The sequence below is a fragment of the Bradyrhizobium sp. CAR08 genome (assembly GCF_052871955.1).
The window spans coordinates 35,743-50,889 of sequence record NZ_JBIXJX010000011.1 but is presented as its reverse complement, the minus strand read 5'-3'; the positions used below and the strand labels follow the sequence as shown (position 1 = coordinate 50,889).

Genomic DNA, 15,147 nt, shown 5'->3' with positions numbered 1-15,147 from the left:
GAACTCCCCTGCTGCCAACATCCTGTCAGCAGCCACGCGCCGCCTTCTGAAAAACCACCGACAAGAGATCCGTCATGAGACGCGCCGACCGGCTGTTTCAAATCATCCAGGTGCTGAGGCGCACGCGTAAGCCGCTGACGGCGGACGCTATCGCGGCCGAGCTCGAGACCTCGAAGCGCACAATCTATCGCGACATCGCCACGCTGATCGGCCAGCGCGTGCCGATCCGTGGTGAAGCCGGCATGGGCTACATCCTGGAAAAGGGTTTTGACCTGCCGCCTTTGATGCTGACACCCGACGAAATCGAGGCGGCGGTGCTGGGCGCGCAATGGGTCGCCGGCCATGCCGATCCCGCGCTGGCGCGTGCGGCTGAAGATCTGATGGCCAAGATCGCCGACACTGTCCCTGAGCGCCTGCGTCCGTTCGTGCTGGAGCCGGCAAGCCGGGCCCGGCCGAGCTGGAACAGGGAGCCGGACCGCCTGGACATGGCTCGCACGCGCACCCAGATCCACGAAGGCAAGAAGATCATGCTGCGCTATCGCGACGAGCAGGGCCGCGCCAGCGAGCGCATGATCTGGCCGATTTCGATCGGCTATCTCGAAGCCGTGCGCCTGCTCGCGGCCTGGTGCGAGCTTCGCGGCGACTTCCGCAGCTTCCGCACCGACCGCGTGGTCGACGCGAGCTATCCCGACGAGAGATATCCTGAAAGGCGCGACGTGCTGCGCGCGAAATGGCGCCAGAGCCTGGTCTGGGGCCCGCCAAAGGACACGTGACGATGGATGAGAACGCCCCCATCGACCTGTCGAGCTGTTGCCAGAGTTGCGGCGCCTGCTGCGGCTATTCGGCGAACTGGCCGCGCTTCTCGATCGAGAGCGACGAGGAGCTTGCCGCGATTCCCGAAGCGCTCGTCAACGACCGTCAGTCCGGCATGCGCTGCGAAGGCGATCGCTGTTCGGCGTTGCAGGGAGAGATCGGACAAGCGACGGCGTGCGGCATCTACGCAGTGCGACCGGACGTGTGCCGCACCTGCTTGCCCGGCGATGCCGAATGCGCGATGGCGCGACGGAAATTCGGGCTGCCGGTGATAGAGGCCGCCGGCGCATGATCCGGAAAAGTGTGCAGCGGTTTTCCGCCGAGATCATGCGCCAATAGAGAGCTAGAGCGCGATCGAGCGCGCTTTAGGCCGGGACGGCTTCGCTGATCTCGTCGTCGATCTCGTCGTCCAGCGGCGCGAGCACCGAGAGCGGCTTGGTCGACAGCGTGATCGGCTTGCGGCCACCCGACAGCGACGGCGAGGATTTCGCCGCGCCTTCGCGCGCAAGCGCGTAGAGCGTCGAACCGACACGGCCGCCGTTCTCGATCAGGTCGCGCTCGTTACAGCTGCCAGCGATCGCGACCGCCAGCGAGTGCAGATGGCTGCGGCGATAGCAGAACAGCGCCAGCCTGGCGCGCGCGTCAGGGGAAACACTTTCAACCAGCCTCGGCAGGCCACTCTCGCTGGCGCGGTACATCTCGCCAAGGAGTTCGTCGCGGACCGGGCACGAATCGCCTTCAAAGGTATCGCGGCTTGAAAACATTGCAGTTCTCCCTCGTCTGGGAAGATGCAGTGCAATTCTCTAATGAAAGGTTAACCACGCTGCCCGGTAGTCACCCGGGGGTCCTTGCGCGTGGGCCGCGAATCAATGGGCTGGGCGGGGATCCAGCCGCGCTATCTGAGCCGATGAGTCAGGCGCGAACGCCTCCACGCGTCATGGCCGGGCTTGTCCCGGCCATCCACGGAAAGCCGAGAGGCGCGCAGAACGTGGATGCCCGGGACAAGCCCGGGCATGACGACCTCTTGTGGATGCCGATGGACGACCACCTACGCGCCGAGGCCGCCAGCGGTCAGTTCGCCGCCATGAAGATGGAGAGGCCGAAGCCAGTCAGATGGTGCAGGGCCTGGTCGACACCGATCAGGGTCCAGAACCAGGGATGCGCAAGATCGACACCGAAATTGGCTGAGACGAGGCCCTTGGCGCGGTCGATCGTGATGTGGATGACGAAGTCGATCAGCGCCACAAACCAGAATTTCGGCGCCACGATCAGGATCAGCGGCAGCGCAACCGCAAGGTGAACCAGGCAGTGCACCAGGAGCGGCAGGGCCCAACCGTGCTTCTGGTCCTTGCCGTGCGCCATCCAGGCGGTCTGGAGGACGAAATCGGCGATGATGTGCTTGAACGTCAGCAGCAACATCCAACCAATGAGGGCTTCGACCGGAACCGCCGATGACAGGGGTGGAAACGACAAGGCGCCCTCGTTGACGTGACAAGAAGAATTGGAGCGTTCAGCGCAATCTCTTCCTGGACCGGTCAAATCGCCGGGACTTGCGATTTATGACACCTCCCGCGGCGGAATGCAGCCGGGGGGAACCGGAAAATCGCCAACTGTGGCTAACTGGTGATAGGATGACCAATCGCCGGGGCCGAGTTGAGTAAGGTTACCTTCGGCTCGGAATTTGCATTCCGCGGCCTGCGCGCTACCATCGTCAGTAGAGAATATCGTTCTTTTTTCAGACGTTTACGAATTGCAGGGCGACCGCAGCGATCACATCCGCAAGCCGCCCGCCACCGGAAGCATAAGGCCAGAGTGCTGCCATGAGTACTGAGGGCCCGACCTCATCGCCGATCGAGCCACCGCCCCGGCGACCCAAGGTGATCAAGACCAACCAGCAGCAGGTCTTCCTCTACGTCGTGCTGACCCTGCTGTTGTCGCTTGCCACCGTCTGGGCCGGCCGCATGCTGGTGCACAATTCGGAGACGCTGACCTTTGCGGTCGGCGCCCCCAACAGCGACGAGGCGCTGTTCGCAGCCAAGCTCGCCGCCGTCCTGAAGAACAACGCCTCGCGCTTCCGGATCAAGATCGTCAACAACGCCGACAACGCCAAGGCGATCGCCCAGTTCGATCGCAAGCAGGCCGACCTCGCGGTGCTGCGCACCGACGCCAAGGTGCCGCTGCGGGCACGCACGCTCGCGATCCTCGAGCACGATATCGTGCTGCTGCTCGGGCCCGGAAACAAGAAGATCAAGTCGCTCGCCGAGCTGAAGAAGAAGAAGGTCGCCGTCGTCGCCGACAACGACTCCGCGCTCGTCTTCGTCCGCGGTATCCTCGACGTTCCGGAGGGTGCGGACGCGGGGAGGATCCGGATGGCGCCACAGGGCGCTACGCTCGACAAGCTGTTCGCGCCGGCGAGCGGCTTTGGCGCGGTCGTCGCCATCGTCCACGCCTCGCGGGCGGTGCGGGACAAGGCGTATGAGCAGGTCGCCAGGCGCGGCGGCTTCACGCTGAACGCGATCGACGAGGCGAAAGCGCTGGCGCGCAAGATCCCCGGCATTTCCAGCGAGACGCTGACGGCGGGCACGCTGTCTGCATCGCCGGAAATTCCCGGCGACGATCTCGACACGATCGGGCTCGAATGGTTGCTGGTCGCCCAATCCAGGATGTCGCCGACGGCGGCCGGGGAGCTCGCGCGCACCGTCTACGAGAACAAGTCCGCGCTCGGGCTCGACAGCGGCTTTGCCACTAGGATCGAGCCCGCCTCCGTCGAGAAGGACGCCTTCGTGATGGCGCATCAAGGGGCGGCCGACTACATCAACGACGACACCAAGTCGTTCATGGATAAGTACAGCGACCTGATGTATCTCGGCGCTGCCGCGCTCAGCGTCATCGGCTCGATCTTCGCCGCGATCTACGCCAAGATCACCCGGATCGCGCCGGAGAAGGCCAGCGAGCTGGCCACCGCCATCCTCGACATCGGCGAGCGGATCGAACATGCGCATTCGCTCGACCAGCTCGAATGTCTCCAGGACGAGCTGGAAGGCATTTTACGCGGCGCCGTCATCGGCCTCAGAGACGGCACGATCAGTACCGACGGGCTCGACACCTTCAAGCTCGGCTACGAATTCGTCCGCGACGAGATCGGCATGCGCCGCGACTATCTCAAGCGCCATGCGGGCGCGGGCGAGAAGGCCGCTCAGGATGTGGCCCCTTCCCAGCACGACGAGAGCAATGTCGTGGTGGTGAAGACAGCTCAGAGTGCCTGACCCATCAATTTGAGGACCTACGGCGACGCCTTGCCGGCACGTCTGCGAGCGACCGGGGGCCCTAGGCCGGGAACCGTCCCTGTCCACAACCGTTTGTTCTCGGATCAACCGGAGACCGCGCCATGCGTGCACTCCTCATCATCTTCCTGCTGGGAATGTTGGCCGCGGTTGGCTATTTCGTTTATTCCGCGATGGCAGTCGAGGGCGAGCCGATCCCGACGGAAGGCTACGTGGCGCTGGCGTTGGGGGCCGGTTTTTCCGTTCTTGTCGGCATCGGCTTGATGGTGCTGCTGTTCTTCAGCAGCCGTCGCGGCTACGACGAACCGCCGCATTTCAAGTAGCGGCGCGTGGTCCGGCGGACCGTCGTTGACGGCCTCGAGCCGGGCAGGCACTTTGGCAGCGAGGTTCCAGCCGGGGACCGCAAAGACGAAACTGAGCCGCCTGCCCGCATGTCCAAGCCGCTGATCTCCGCTCTGGCCCAGTTCGCGGCCGCCACGGCCGGCCGCAACATGACCAGGGCGGCCTATGTGGCCGTCGCCGTCGGCGTGCTTGCCATGGTGCTCCTGACGGTCAACCCGGCCTATGAGACGGCACATCGCTGGGTCGACGCCCTGCTTTGGACCTGTCTCGTGTACTTCGTATACGAATGGGTGGTCCGGCTGCGCCATATGACGCGACAGGGGCGCCTTGCACTCTACATGTCCTCCTCCGCCGGGCTGGTCGACGCGGTCGGTGCGTTGGCCGTGCCGGCCGCGCTGATTCTCGGGATCGAGCCCAGGACGGCGTGGCTGCTCAGCGTGCTCTGGGTGCTGAAGGTGGTGCCGGGCATTCCCGGCCTGCGGCAGCTCCGCCGCGTGCTGGTGCTGGAATCGGGGCCGCTGGTCAGCGTGCTCGTGATCTTCCTGATGGTGGTCTTCCTGGCCTCGGTTGCCGAATATTTCCTGGAGCGGGACGTGCAGCCGCAGACGTTCGGCAGCGTGCCGGCCGCGCTGTGGTGGGCCGTCGCAACCCTGACGACGACGGGCTATGGCGACGTGGTGCCGGTGACGCCGCTGGGCCGCATGGTGGCGGCGCTGGTGATGATCTCCGGCCTCGGTGTGTTCGGCCTCTGGACCGGTATTTTGGCGACCGGCTTTGCCGCGGAGACCCGGCGCGACAATTTCCTCAAGACCTGGGAATCCGTCAGCAAGGTGCCGTTCTTTGCAGCGCTTGGACCGGCCGCCATCGCCGACGTCACCCACATGCTGCGCACCATGGAGCTGCCGGCGCGCACCATGATCATCCGCAAGGGTGCGCAGGGCGACTGCATGTATTTCATCGCCGCCGGCGAGGTCGAGGTCGACCTGCCCGGCAAGAAGGTGCGGCTCGGCGATGGCGCCTTCTTCGGCGAGATGGCCTTGCTCGGCAACAATTTGCGCGGCGCCAACGTCTCGACCACCAAGGTGTCGCGGCTTCTTGTGCTCGACCTCGTCGACTTCCGCGTGCTGATGGCGCGGCATCCCGATCTCGCCGAGACCATCGATGCCGAGGCGAAGCGGCGCGCGCTCGAAAACAAATAAATGGCGACAAGCAAATAAATGGAGACAAGAATGTCGGACACAGCCGACGCAGCCACTGGCCCGGTGCTCGAACTCGTTGGCGCACGCGCCACCATCCGCCTCAACCGGCCCAAACATCTCAACCGGCTCCAGGCCGAGGATCTCGGCGAACTGGTCAAACTGTTCGACCGGGTCGAGGCCGATCCTGCTATCCGCGTGCTGGTGCTGACCGGCACGGGGCGCGCCTTCTCCGCGGGCTATGACCTCAATTCCGTTGCCGAGCGCGCGGTCAGTGCGAACGAGCAGCAGAGCGCGGGATCGGCGTTCGAGGTGGTCGTCAACCGGCTGGAGGATCTCGGCGTCCCCACGATCTGCCGGCTCAACGGCGGCGTTTATGGCGGCGCGACCGACCTCGCGCTTGCCTGCGACTTCCGCATCGGCGTCGATACCGCCGAGATGTTCATGCCCGCGGCACGGCTCGGGCTGCATTACTACAGCAGCGGCATCAAGCGTTACGTGACGCGGCTCGGCGTCGACAATGCAAAAAAACTGTTCCTGACCGCGCAAAAGATCAGCGCGCCGGAGATGCTGCGGATAGGCTATCTCACCGACATGGTGGCGTTGGAGTTTCTGGACGAGGAGGTCGACAGGCTCGCTGCGGTCCTCGCCGGCAACGCGCCGCAAGCGATGCGCGGCATGAAGCGCGCGATCAACGAATTCGCCCGCGGCGAACTCGATCAGCAAGCCGCCGACCAGCGTCACCGCGACAGCATGCGCGGCGACGAGATCAAGGAAGGCATCAAGGCGTTCGCGGAGAAGCGACCGCCGAAATTCTGATCAAGCCCGCTTCGACCGCATCGCGCGCACCTGCGTGAGCCTGGGATCGCGGGCAAGCGCCTTGTAGCGTTTGCTCTCGATGGGATAGATCGCGATCCGGCCCTTGCTATCGGCATGAACGCCCCAGCCGAAGCGCTTGCCCAGGCTCGACGCCCTCATGCAAGCCTGCCCTCGGGAGAAGAACGCTTCGCGGGCCGCCTGCTTCTCCGTTTTCGTCGCCTTCACGGCGAGTTCGCGTCCCGGCGCAGACGTCGCGAAGATCACGTCGTCGGACGTGTATTTGTAAGGCGCCTTGGCGATCATCCCGTATTGCAGGCACGCCACCGTCGGCTTTCCCGCGCGCAGCGGCGGCTCTTCGCCGGTACGCGCAGGACAATCTTCAGCAACCTGGATGAAGGTGTTGAAGCAGTTGGTCGTGTGCACCGGCTTCGTCATCTGCAACCCCGGTTCATTCAACCGCCAGCCGCCGCAGCATGCTGCGCCGCCATCTCAGCGTCCGCCGCGTTGATGCGCTGGAACGCGGGCCGCGAGGTCATGCGTTCGGCATAGCGGACGAACACGTCCTTTTTCGGCACAATGCCGAACATCATGGTCCAGCTGAACGCGACGCCCCACAGCACGTCGGCGGCCGTCATGCGCTCGCCGAGCAGATACGGTCCCTTCGACAGCTGCGCCTCGAGCGCGCCGAGCATGATGTCATAGTCGGCATACGGCGATTGCGTGATCGGTGCCGGCTCGCGCTGCATGAACTTGTCGATCAGGGCCGGCTCGAACGAGGCGCCGTAATAGGCGATCCAGCGCAGATACGGGCCGCGCAGCGGATCGTTCAGCGCGGGTGTCAGCCCCGCCTGCGGAAACAAATCGGCGAGATAGATGGTTATCGCGACCTGCTCGGTCACCAGCGCGTTGCGGTGGTGGATCGCCGGCACCTTGCCGAGCGGGTTGATGGCGAGATAGGCCGGCTGGCGCTGCTCGCCGGCCTTCATGTTGAGGACATGAAGATCATAGGGCGCCCCCAGCTCCTCCAGCAGCACCCGCGTGCCGGTGGCCCGGGTTTGCGGCGAATAATACAGCGTGATGCGGTTCGGATCAGTCATGGCGGTCTCCATCTGCCGGCTGGCGATGGCGTTGTAGCGGACCATACCTGACATCCTGTGTCAGGTATGGTTTAATGAATCATGCGCGCGAGCCGGATGCTGTCGATCCTCACCACCCTCCAGGCCAAGGGGCAGGTCACCGCGCCCGAGCTCGCGCAGGCCTGCGAAGTCTCGGTGCGCACGATCTACCGCGACATCGACGCGCTCGCGGCGTCCGGCGTCCCCGTCTATGCCGACCGCGGGGCGGAGGGCGGCTATCGCCTGCTCGACGGCTATCGCGTGCGGCTGAACGGTCTGTCGCAGAGCGAGGCGGAAGCGCTGTTTCTGGGGGGATTGCCGGGCCCAGCGGCGGCGTTCGGGCTGGATGCGGCGATGATCGCCGCACAGAACAAGCTGATGGCCGCGCTGCCCGCCAATTTGCGCGAAGACGCCGGACGGATGCAGGAGCGCTTTCACCTCGACGCGCCGGGCTGGTTCGGCGAGGCGGAAGAACCGAAGCATCTGCGCACGATCGCCGCCGCGACCCTGCGCGGGACACTGATCAAGATCCGCTACCAGAGCTGGCGCGCCGAGAAGCAGCGTCGCGTCGCACCGCTCGGTCTCGTGCTTAAAGGGGGCAGCTGGTATCTCGCAGGTCTGGTCGACGGCAGCGTGCGGACCTATCGCGTCGCGCGCGTGCTCGACTGCACCGCGCTCGACAATCGGTGTGAGCGGCCCGCCGGTTTCGATCTCGCTGGCTATTGGCGGGACGCAACGCTGCGTCTTGAGGCCGAGATGCATCCCAATGTCGCGATCGTTCGGCTGTCGCCCTTCGGCGTGAAACTGCTCGATGCACTGAGCCAGCCTTACGTCAGGGCGCGTACGCAGCTCGAAGAGACCGCGGATGCGGACGGCTGGCGCATTGCCAGAGTGCCGACCGGAAAGACGTCATGGCATGCCGCCGCCGAATTGTTGCGGCTCGGGCCCGAGGCCGAAGTGCTGGAGCCGGCCGACCTGCGCGAGAAGATGGCCGAGCTGACAGAGGCGATGGCTGTGCGCTATCGCGCGGCGCGGAAAACAGGACGGCGGCGCGACGCGCCGCGACCGACGAAACACTCCTGAAACACGATTCTCCCCGCGCTGCATGAACGCATTCGCGTTTCGGCTCGACCGAGATGCAGGGACACAACAACGGCCCTTACGCCAAACTGGAGAATGAAAATGTTTCGTAAGCTTGCACTTGGTCTGATCGCCGCCGGCTCGCTCGGCGTTGCCGCTCTCGCCCCCACCGCCGCGTCGGCCCACGGCTTCCACCATCACTGGGGTCCCGGCTGGGGCTTTGGCGGGGTCTACATCAACAGCGGCGTCAACAATTGCTATCAGGAGCGCGTCGTCCAGACCCGCCACGGCCTGCGCGTCCGCGTCGTGAACGTCTGCGCATACGGGATCTACTGATATCCCGCATTCACGACAAAGCCCCGATCGCACCGCGATCGGGGCTTTGCGCGTCGATTTTTCTTCCGCTAACCGGCCTGTCTATGTCGCCGAAACCAGGCCCAGGTCTCGCGCGTCGTCCGGACGTAGCCGCGGCCACGATGGACGATTTCGCCGTCGACGATCCCGTTCAGCTTCGGCAGTGCGTGGAACGGGATCGAGGGATAGGCGTGATGCTCGACATGGTAGGGCATGTTCCACGCGATCCATTTGACGATCGCGCCGGTGTAGGTGGTGCGGGTGTTCTGGAATGCGCTGCGGGTACGCTCGCAGCCGGTGTGCTCGGCGTAGAGATAGGGACGCAGGAAGAACTGCCCAATGATCAACGGCACGATCCAGACCCAGAGCAGCAGCGCCGACGAGAACCACAACGACAGCACGAGCAGCAGCGCATAGAGCGCGACATAGGCGCGCGCCTCGGTGACGATGATGGCGCGCCTGTTCTCGGGGATCCATGGCACGACGACCTTGCCGGTGACGGCATGGCCGAGCATCAGCCACAGGCGGCCGGCGACCTGAAGCACGCCGCTATAGGCGAGCGCGAGCTGCGTGTCGGATTTCGGCTTCACGCCGACGACGAGCTCCGGGTCCCTCTCGGGGTCTTGGGTGTAGCGGTGATGGTCCCAGTGAAACAGGCAATAATATTCGTAGGGCAAGCCGATGATGAAGCCCGAGAGATAGCCGACCACGAGGTTGAGACCGCGACTTTTGAACGCGGTCTTGTGCGCCGTCTCGTGCACGGCCATGAACAGGAAGGCGACAAGATAGCCCTGCACAGCCATCAGCGGCAGCGCCCAGAGGGCGCCATGGCGTGAGGCGACCATCCAGATCAGCGCGCCGACCAGCAGGATCACGCCGTAATGACCGAGGCTCTGCACGGCGCCCCTGAGGTTGGACCGCACCGACAGTTCACGCAGCATCGCCGGCGCCAGCGGCTTCAGCCGATGGCCGGAGTCTGAAACGGTTGCGTCACTCATGATCGGATGCCTGCCCTACTTGCCGAGAAGCTCCGCGATCTCGGCCTCGATGAAGGCCCGATCGCGCGGATTGTTGACGGGGTTGCCGGCGCGATGGCCGTGCAGCGACGGGATCGGATGCAGCACCGCAGAGCGCGCATTGACCAGCCCAACGAGTTCGTCCTCGTTGTCGCGGACGTCGAAATAGCGGTCCGTCGCACCAGGCATCAGCAGCATGTGGGCCGTGATCGCACCGAGCGCGCGATCGAAATCGCCGTTGAATGTGGCGCAGCGACTGATATCGCCGTTCTGCCAGATCGCGATCTGAGCCAGGAGATCGTTGGCATCGCGCCGGGCAAACGCCGCGTCCCAGGTGCGGACGAGATAATCGTCCAGCGAGGTGAAGCCTGCTTCGCGCCAGATCTCGTCGCGATAGAAACCGTGCGACATCGCCCAACCCGCGTAGACTCGCCCCATGGCGCGATAGCCTGCGACGGGCTTCTCGGCGAAGCGGCCGTCACGGAAGGCGGGATCGGCGGTCAGCGCGGCCTTCACACTTTCCAGGAAGACGTAATTATAGGGCGCGCAACGGGCACTGCCGCAGACGACGGCCGCCCGTTCGACCATATCGGGATGCAGCGCCGCCCAGTGATAGGCCTGCATGCCGCCCATCGACCAGCCATAGACCAAGGCTAGCTTCGAGATGCCGAACCGCTCGGTGAGCAGCCGATGCTGGACCGCGATGGCATCGTGATAGCTCACGATCGGGAACGGCGCGGCGGTATTCGACGGCGAGGACGACAGGCCGTTGCCGAACAGGTTCGGAATCACGATGAAGTAGCGCGTGGGGTCGAGCACGCCGTCGGGGCCGATCAGCCACTCGGTGTCGGTGTGCTGCGCGCTGAACGAGGTCGGATAGAGAATGACATTGTCCTTGTCCGGACCGAGCGTGCCGTAGGTCTTGTAGGCGAGCTTGAGCGAAGGGACGACGTCCCCGGACTGGAGCCTGACGTCGCCGGCCTCGAAGATCTCGTAGTCGCGCCCTGCCGTCATGGACCGAACTCCCGCTCACGCGGCAAGCGCGCCGCGGACACAGCGATGCATCGATCATGCCGGTCCCGCAGACGCATCGTCGCGTCACGCTTAATACTGTACTTATAGTCCATTTATTGTGAATCAGCAAGATAAATCCGGTCGCGAGCCGGCTCAGGCGATGGCGGCCAGATAGCGCGCGACAGAGGCCGCGAAGGCGGCCTTGGCGCCTGCGGCGATGTTGCGGTCCCACCAGGCGCCGTAGATGCGATCGAAGGCCAGCGGCTCGACGGCAGCCGCAATCCGTCGCACTGCGGCGGCATTGAGTGGCATGTAGTTCGGATATGAGTACATGAAGCTGACGAAGCGGCGATCCATCGTGACCTGCGCGATATCGCCGGTGAGCAGCGCGCCCCTGCCGTCCGCACCCCTCGCATGGTGCAGCATGGTGGCGCCGGCGAAGTGACCACCGGTGCGCAGGAGCAGCACATCGTCGGAGATGCGATGGTTTTCGCCGGTCCAGTGCACGATCGACGCATGCGGACGCGTCACCCATTGGCGATCATCGGCGTGCAAATAGACCGGCACCCCGCCGAACGCCTCGCTCCAGTCGGCGAGCGCGCCATAGTAATGCGGATGCGAGATCGCGATCGCCTTCAACCCGCCGAGCGACCGCATATGCGCGATCGCCTCCGGCGTCGCCAGCGGTACGCAGTCCCACATCAGCCAGCCGTCCGCGAGCGGCACCAGCAGCGCCCGCTGGCCGATCGCAAAACTTGGCTCGAGCGCGATGCCGGTCAAGCCGAGATCGTCGCGCCAGGCCAGGCAGTGACGTTCCGAGAGCGCCTCGCGCGTGAGGAAAGTCTGGCCCTTCCAACCGACGTATTGCCGCTCGTCCTCGCAAATCTGACAGGCCGCGGGCGGATTTTCGCCATCCGGGAATTGCGCGCCGCAGGTTTCGCAGGTCCAGAGAGGCATGCCGTACTCCCAACAGAGACAATCCAACGTCAATAAGGAATTGCTGGCCGTAACTGCAAGGCCCGCCTCCGGGCCAGGGCTGGAACCAACCCGATCAGCACTCGTTAATGCCTCGTCCGCGCCAGAACGATTGGCTGAAAGGATTATGTCCCACCCGCCGTATTCCGGCTGAGACGACGTTTTGGTATCGATGACATCGCGGTCCCCCTCCTCGTCTCGTATCTGGCCCCTGTTCGCTCTCAACTTCTTCATGGCCGACATGCAGTCGGGCATCGGCCCTTTCGTCGGCGTCTTCCTCCAGGAGCGCGGCTGGGCGAGCGGGTTGATCGGTACCGCGATGACGATCGGCAATGTCGCGGGCATGCTGATCACCACGCCGATCGGCGGCTTCATCGACGCCAGCCGCAACAAGCGCATGTGGGTCGTGATTCCCGGCATCTGCGTGGTGCTCGCCTCCGCGATCATCCTGATCTCGCAAAATTTCTGGGCGGTGACGTTCTCGCAGATCGCACAATCGCTGGCGAGCGCCGCGATCGTGCCGGCGGTCACCGGCATCACGCTCGGCATCGCCAAGCAGAAGGGCTTCAACGCGCTCAACGGCCGCAACCAGGCCTTCAACCACGCCGGCAACATGGTCGGCGCCGCGCTGTCGGGCTATCTCGGTTACAAGTTCGGCTATGTCTCGGTGTTCGTGCTGGCGGCGGTGTTCGGCGCCATCGCGATCGCCTGTGTGATGATGATCCCGGCCAAGGCGATCGACGATCGCGCGGCGCGCGGCAGCAAGGAGGACGATCCCGACAGCGCGCCGGACGCGCTCACGATGCTGCTCAAGCATCGTGCACTGCTGGTGCTGGCACTGGCGCTCGCGCTGTTCCATCTCGGCAATGCCGCCATCGTGCCGCTCTATGGCCTGGCGGCGGTCGCCGAGGGCCAGGCCAACGGCCCGAGCTTCGTCGCGACCATCGTGGTGATCGCACAAGGCGTCATGGTCATCACGTCGCTGATCGCAATGAAGGCGGCGAGCAAGCGCAACTACTGGCCCATCATTCTTGTCTCCTTCATGTTCCTGCCCATCCGCGGCGTGCTCGCCTTCTTCGTCACGGGATGGTGGGGCGTCGTACCGATGCAGGTGCTCGACGGCCTCGGCACCGGACTCCAGACGGTTGCCGTCCCCGGCATGGTCGCGCGCTCGCTCAACGGCACCGGTCGCATCAATCTCGGCCAAGGCGCCGTCATCACCGTGCAGGGCGTCGGCGCGAGCCTCAGTCCCGCGCTTGGCGGCTGGATCGCGCAATGGATCGGCTACGGCCCGACATTCCTGCTGCTCGGCGGTTTCGGCCTCGCGTCCATGGCGCTGTGGTTCGCGTTCGGCGCCCACGTGAAGAAGTATTGAGGCGCGAGCTTCACGTGCCAAAATTCTTCTGGATCGCCTTGTCGAGCGTCTCGCCGCCGACGAAGCGCTGGCGTAGCTCGCGCTTGAGCAGCTTGCCGCTCGGGTTCTTGGGCAGGGCATCGACGAAGATGACGCGCTTGGGCACCTTGAAATGCGCCATCTGGCCGGCGCAATGCTTGATGACGGACTCCTCGTCGAGCTTCTCCCCGCTCTTGACCACGACGATCGCAGTCACCGCCTCGATCCAGCGCGGATCGGGCAGGCCTACCACCGCCACCTCGGACACGGCGGGGATGCGGTAGACCATCTCCTCGACCTCGCGGCTCGCGACGTTCTCGCCACCGGTCTTGATCATGTCCTTGACGCGATCGACCACGGTGATGTGGCCCTCTTCATCGACAGTGGCGAGATCGCCGGAGTGAAACCAGCCGCCGGAGAACGCCGCCACCGTCTTGACCGGATCGTTGTAATAGCCGGAGAGCAGATGCGGTGAGCGGTGCACGATCTCGCCGACTTCGCCGACCTTCACATCCTCCATTGACGTATTGACCACGCGGGTCTCGACATTGAGCACGGGCTTGCCGGCCGAGCCGGCCTTGCGCAGCTGGTCCGCAGGACCCAGCACGGTCGCGAGCGGCGCGATCTCGGTCTGGCCGTAGAAATTCCAGAACTTCACGCTGGGCAGGCGGCGCTGGAGCTCGAGCAGCACCTCCACCGGCATGATCGAGGCGCCGTAATAGCCTTTCTGCAAGGTGGACAAATCCGTCTTGTCGAAATTGGGCGAGCGCAGCATCGCGATCCAGATCGTCGGCGGCGCGAAGAACGACGTGATCTTGTGCGTCTGGATCAATGAGAGAATGTTGTCGGCCGCAGGCTTGCCCGTGATCACGCCGGAGGCGCCGAGATAGATTTGCGGCCCCAGGAACACGTCGAGCTGCGCGCAATGATAGAGCGGAAGGGCGTGCAGGAATTTGTCGTCCACGCTCATGCCGCCGTCGATGATGCAGCTGACATACTGCCACATCACGGCTTCATGGGTCAGCATCGCGCCCTTGGGCAGCGACTCCGTGCCGCTGGTGTAGACGATCTGCGCGAGATCGCGGCTGTCGACGAAGGCCTCAAGGTACGAGCCGTTGGCATCGAGCAGATCGGCGAAGGTGGTGAGGCCCGCTGGCGCCGTGGCGGGATCCTCACCCGGCAGCCAGATCATCTTCTCGACCGCGCAATCCCGGGCGCTGGCCGCGCGCGCGGACTCGACGAAATCAGGGCCGGCCGCGAGCAGCTTTGCGCCGGAGCTCTTCAGGATGAAATTGATCTCGTCCGGATTGAGCATGAAGTTGATCGGCACCAGCACCGCGCCGATCCGGGCCACCGCGAACCGGAGCGCCGCAATGGCATGCGAATTGCGCGAGAGCACGGCGAGGCGGTCACCCTTTTTCACGCCGAGGCCAAGCAGGCCACGGCCGAGCCGATTGCAGATCGCGTCCATCTCGGCAAAGGTCCAGCTCACATTGCCGCAGCTCACCGCGAGCTTGCCCGGATCGCGGCCCGCCGCACGGCGCAGGAGGTCGCCGATGGAATGCTCGCGGGCCTTCGAGATGGTGGCTGCGATATCGCCGGTCATTTCCATTCCCCTGAATTTTCTCTTTGCGTGAGGGCCGCCAGCACAGGTCAGGCCATGGCATCACACGGTTCTCGTCTTTGCAAAAGCGTAGTCGGCGGGACCGGCCGCGTCAAATCACCCAGCGAGCGCGGCGCCGTTAC

The 15,147-nt window shown here is 64.7% G+C and carries 17 protein-coding genes; 9 read left to right on the top strand and 8 right to left on the bottom strand.

All coding sequences use genetic code 11. From position 1 onward, the window contains the following. The first annotated feature begins 74 nt into the window (after positions 1 to 74). Both ACIPUD_RS23040 and ACIPUD_RS23035 read left to right on the top strand, forming a co-directional pair. The gene (locus ACIPUD_RS23040) at positions 75 to 773 is read left to right on the top strand and encodes a helix-turn-helix transcriptional regulator (protein ID WP_007599649.1); all 699 of its coding nucleotides are present in this window, start codon (positions 75 to 77) and stop codon (positions 771 to 773) included. A gap of 2 nt (positions 774 to 775) precedes the next feature. After that, the gene (locus tag ACIPUD_RS23035; RefSeq protein ID WP_377791474.1) at positions 776 to 1,105 is read left to right on the top strand and encodes a YkgJ family cysteine cluster protein; all 330 of its coding nucleotides are present in this window, start codon (positions 776 to 778) and stop codon (positions 1,103 to 1,105) included. Positions 1,106 to 1,178: 73 nt separating this feature from the next. Here the strand turns inward: ACIPUD_RS23035 and ACIPUD_RS23030 are convergent, their stop codons facing one another. Next, positions 1,179 to 1,577: a hypothetical protein gene (locus tag ACIPUD_RS23030; RefSeq protein ID WP_007599645.1), complete on the bottom strand. Its 399-nt coding sequence runs from the start codon at positions 1,575 to 1,577 to the stop codon at positions 1,179 to 1,181. Between the two features lie 307 nt (positions 1,578 to 1,884). Further along, the gene (locus ACIPUD_RS23025; RefSeq protein WP_018458457.1) at positions 1,885 to 2,232 is read right to left on the bottom strand and encodes a DUF3307 domain-containing protein; all 348 of its coding nucleotides are present in this window, start codon (positions 2,230 to 2,232) and stop codon (positions 1,885 to 1,887) included. Between the two features lie 401 nt (positions 2,233 to 2,633). Between ACIPUD_RS23025 and ACIPUD_RS23020 the strand changes: the two genes are divergently transcribed. From ACIPUD_RS23020 to ACIPUD_RS23005, 4 genes are all read left to right on the top strand, one after another. Next, positions 2,634 to 4,079: a TAXI family TRAP transporter solute-binding subunit gene (locus ACIPUD_RS23020; protein ID WP_446481606.1), complete on the top strand. Its 1,446-nt coding sequence runs from the start codon at positions 2,634 to 2,636 to the stop codon at positions 4,077 to 4,079. A gap of 122 nt (positions 4,080 to 4,201) precedes the next feature. Continuing rightward, entirely contained in the window at positions 4,202 to 4,420 is a 219-nt protein-coding gene (locus ACIPUD_RS23015) for a hypothetical protein (RefSeq protein ID WP_018459453.1), read from the top strand. 108 nt (positions 4,421 to 4,528) lie between these two features. Further along, positions 4,529 to 5,638, top strand: a complete 1,110-nt coding sequence (locus ACIPUD_RS23010) for a cyclic nucleotide-gated ion channel (RefSeq protein WP_085351831.1) — start codon at positions 4,529 to 4,531, stop codon at positions 5,636 to 5,638. Positions 5,639 to 5,668: 30 nt separating this feature from the next. Next, complete coding sequence (locus ACIPUD_RS23005; protein WP_085351689.1) at positions 5,669 to 6,454, top strand: enoyl-CoA hydratase/isomerase family protein; 786 nt, start codon at positions 5,669 to 5,671, stop codon at positions 6,452 to 6,454. Here the strand turns inward: ACIPUD_RS23005 and ACIPUD_RS23000 are convergent, their stop codons facing one another. Both ACIPUD_RS23000 and ACIPUD_RS22995 read right to left on the bottom strand, forming a co-directional pair. Continuing rightward, entirely contained in the window at positions 6,455 to 6,889 is a 435-nt protein-coding gene (locus ACIPUD_RS23000) for a DUF6157 family protein (RefSeq protein WP_085351688.1), read from the bottom strand. Between the two features lie 17 nt (positions 6,890 to 6,906). Next, the gene (locus tag ACIPUD_RS22995; protein ID WP_446481668.1) at positions 6,907 to 7,551 is read right to left on the bottom strand and encodes a glutathione S-transferase family protein; all 645 of its coding nucleotides are present in this window, start codon (positions 7,549 to 7,551) and stop codon (positions 6,907 to 6,909) included. An 81-nt stretch (positions 7,552 to 7,632) separates the two neighbouring features. Here ACIPUD_RS22995 and ACIPUD_RS22990 point away from each other — a divergent pair, with 81 nt between their 5' ends. Together ACIPUD_RS22990 and ACIPUD_RS22985 are read left to right on the top strand one after the other, a co-directional pair. Then, the gene (locus ACIPUD_RS22990) at positions 7,633 to 8,652 is read left to right on the top strand and encodes a helix-turn-helix transcriptional regulator (protein WP_446481605.1); all 1,020 of its coding nucleotides are present in this window, start codon (positions 7,633 to 7,635) and stop codon (positions 8,650 to 8,652) included. A 99-nt stretch (positions 8,653 to 8,751) separates the two neighbouring features. Beyond that, positions 8,752 to 8,985 carry a hypothetical protein gene (locus ACIPUD_RS22985; RefSeq protein WP_446481604.1) on the top strand — a complete coding sequence of 78 codons (234 nt, stop codon included), beginning with the start codon at positions 8,752 to 8,754 and terminating at the stop codon, positions 8,983 to 8,985. Between the two features lie 68 nt (positions 8,986 to 9,053). Here ACIPUD_RS22985 and ACIPUD_RS22980 read toward each other — a convergent pair whose 3' ends face one another. From ACIPUD_RS22980 to ACIPUD_RS22970, 3 genes are all read right to left on the bottom strand, one after another. After that, positions 9,054 to 10,001 carry a fatty acid desaturase gene (locus ACIPUD_RS22980; protein WP_446481603.1) on the bottom strand — a complete coding sequence of 316 codons (948 nt, stop codon included), beginning with the start codon at positions 9,999 to 10,001 and terminating at the stop codon, positions 9,054 to 9,056. A 15-nt stretch (positions 10,002 to 10,016) separates the two neighbouring features. Then, a complete protein-coding gene (locus ACIPUD_RS22975) occupies positions 10,017 to 11,033 on the bottom strand; it encodes an alpha/beta fold hydrolase (RefSeq protein WP_446481602.1) in 1,017 nt (338 codons plus the stop codon). A gap of 153 nt (positions 11,034 to 11,186) precedes the next feature. After that, positions 11,187 to 11,990, bottom strand: a complete 804-nt coding sequence (locus ACIPUD_RS22970; RefSeq protein WP_018459445.1) for a hypothetical protein — start codon at positions 11,988 to 11,990, stop codon at positions 11,187 to 11,189. A gap of 190 nt (positions 11,991 to 12,180) precedes the next feature. Between ACIPUD_RS22970 and ACIPUD_RS22965 the strand changes: the two genes are divergently transcribed. Then, positions 12,181 to 13,383 carry an MFS transporter gene (locus ACIPUD_RS22965; protein WP_446481601.1) on the top strand — a complete coding sequence of 401 codons (1,203 nt, stop codon included), beginning with the start codon at positions 12,181 to 12,183 and terminating at the stop codon, positions 13,381 to 13,383. A 10-nt stretch (positions 13,384 to 13,393) separates the two neighbouring features. Here ACIPUD_RS22965 and ACIPUD_RS22960 read toward each other — a convergent pair whose 3' ends face one another. Next, on the bottom strand, positions 13,394 to 15,007 hold the full coding sequence (locus tag ACIPUD_RS22960) for an acyl-CoA synthetase (protein ID WP_446481600.1): 1,614 nt from the start codon (positions 15,005 to 15,007) through the stop codon (positions 13,394 to 13,396). Positions 15,008 to 15,147 lie beyond the last annotated feature (140 nt).

Bases quoted from the DNA above. Each gene is read 5' to 3' on its own strand.
- ACIPUD_RS22960 (WP_446481600.1), bottom strand. From the start codon at position 15,007: ATGACCGGCGATATCGCAGCCACCATCTCGAAGGCCCGCGAGCATTCC.
- ACIPUD_RS22980 (WP_446481603.1), bottom strand. From the start codon at position 10,001: ATGAGTGACGCAACCGTTTCAGACTCCGGCCATCGGCTGAAGCCGCTG.
- ACIPUD_RS22990 (WP_446481605.1), top strand. From the start codon at position 7,633: ATGCGCGCGAGCCGGATGCTGTCGATCCTCACCACCCTCCAGGCCAAG.
- ACIPUD_RS23025 (WP_018458457.1), bottom strand. From the start codon at position 2,232: ATGTTGCTGCTGACGTTCAAGCACATCATCGCCGATTTCGTCCTCCAG.
- ACIPUD_RS23000 (WP_085351688.1), bottom strand. From the start codon at position 6,889: ATGACGAAGCCGGTGCACACGACCAACTGCTTCAACACCTTCATCCAG.
- ACIPUD_RS22985 (WP_446481604.1), top strand. From the start codon at position 8,752: ATGTTTCGTAAGCTTGCACTTGGTCTGATCGCCGCCGGCTCGCTCGGC.
- ACIPUD_RS22995 (WP_446481668.1), bottom strand. From the start codon at position 7,551: ATGACTGATCCGAACCGCATCACGCTGTATTATTCGCCGCAAACCCGG.
- ACIPUD_RS23010 (WP_085351831.1), top strand. From the start codon at position 4,529: ATGTCCAAGCCGCTGATCTCCGCTCTGGCCCAGTTCGCGGCCGCCACG.
- ACIPUD_RS22970 (WP_018459445.1), bottom strand. From the start codon at position 11,990: ATGCCTCTCTGGACCTGCGAAACCTGCGGCGCGCAATTCCCGGATGGC.
- ACIPUD_RS23035 (WP_377791474.1), top strand. From the start codon at position 776: ATGGATGAGAACGCCCCCATCGACCTGTCGAGCTGTTGCCAGAGTTGC.
- ACIPUD_RS23020 (WP_446481606.1), top strand. From the start codon at position 2,634: ATGAGTACTGAGGGCCCGACCTCATCGCCGATCGAGCCACCGCCCCGG.
- ACIPUD_RS22975 (WP_446481602.1), bottom strand. From the start codon at position 11,033: ATGACGGCAGGGCGCGACTACGAGATCTTCGAGGCCGGCGACGTCAGG.
- ACIPUD_RS23015 (WP_018459453.1), top strand. From the start codon at position 4,202: ATGCGTGCACTCCTCATCATCTTCCTGCTGGGAATGTTGGCCGCGGTT.
- ACIPUD_RS23030 (WP_007599645.1), bottom strand. From the start codon at position 1,577: ATGTTTTCAAGCCGCGATACCTTTGAAGGCGATTCGTGCCCGGTCCGC.
- ACIPUD_RS23040 (WP_007599649.1), top strand. From the start codon at position 75: ATGAGACGCGCCGACCGGCTGTTTCAAATCATCCAGGTGCTGAGGCGC.
- ACIPUD_RS22965 (WP_446481601.1), top strand. From the start codon at position 12,181: ATGACATCGCGGTCCCCCTCCTCGTCTCGTATCTGGCCCCTGTTCGCT.
- ACIPUD_RS23005 (WP_085351689.1), top strand. From the start codon at position 5,669: ATGTCGGACACAGCCGACGCAGCCACTGGCCCGGTGCTCGAACTCGTT.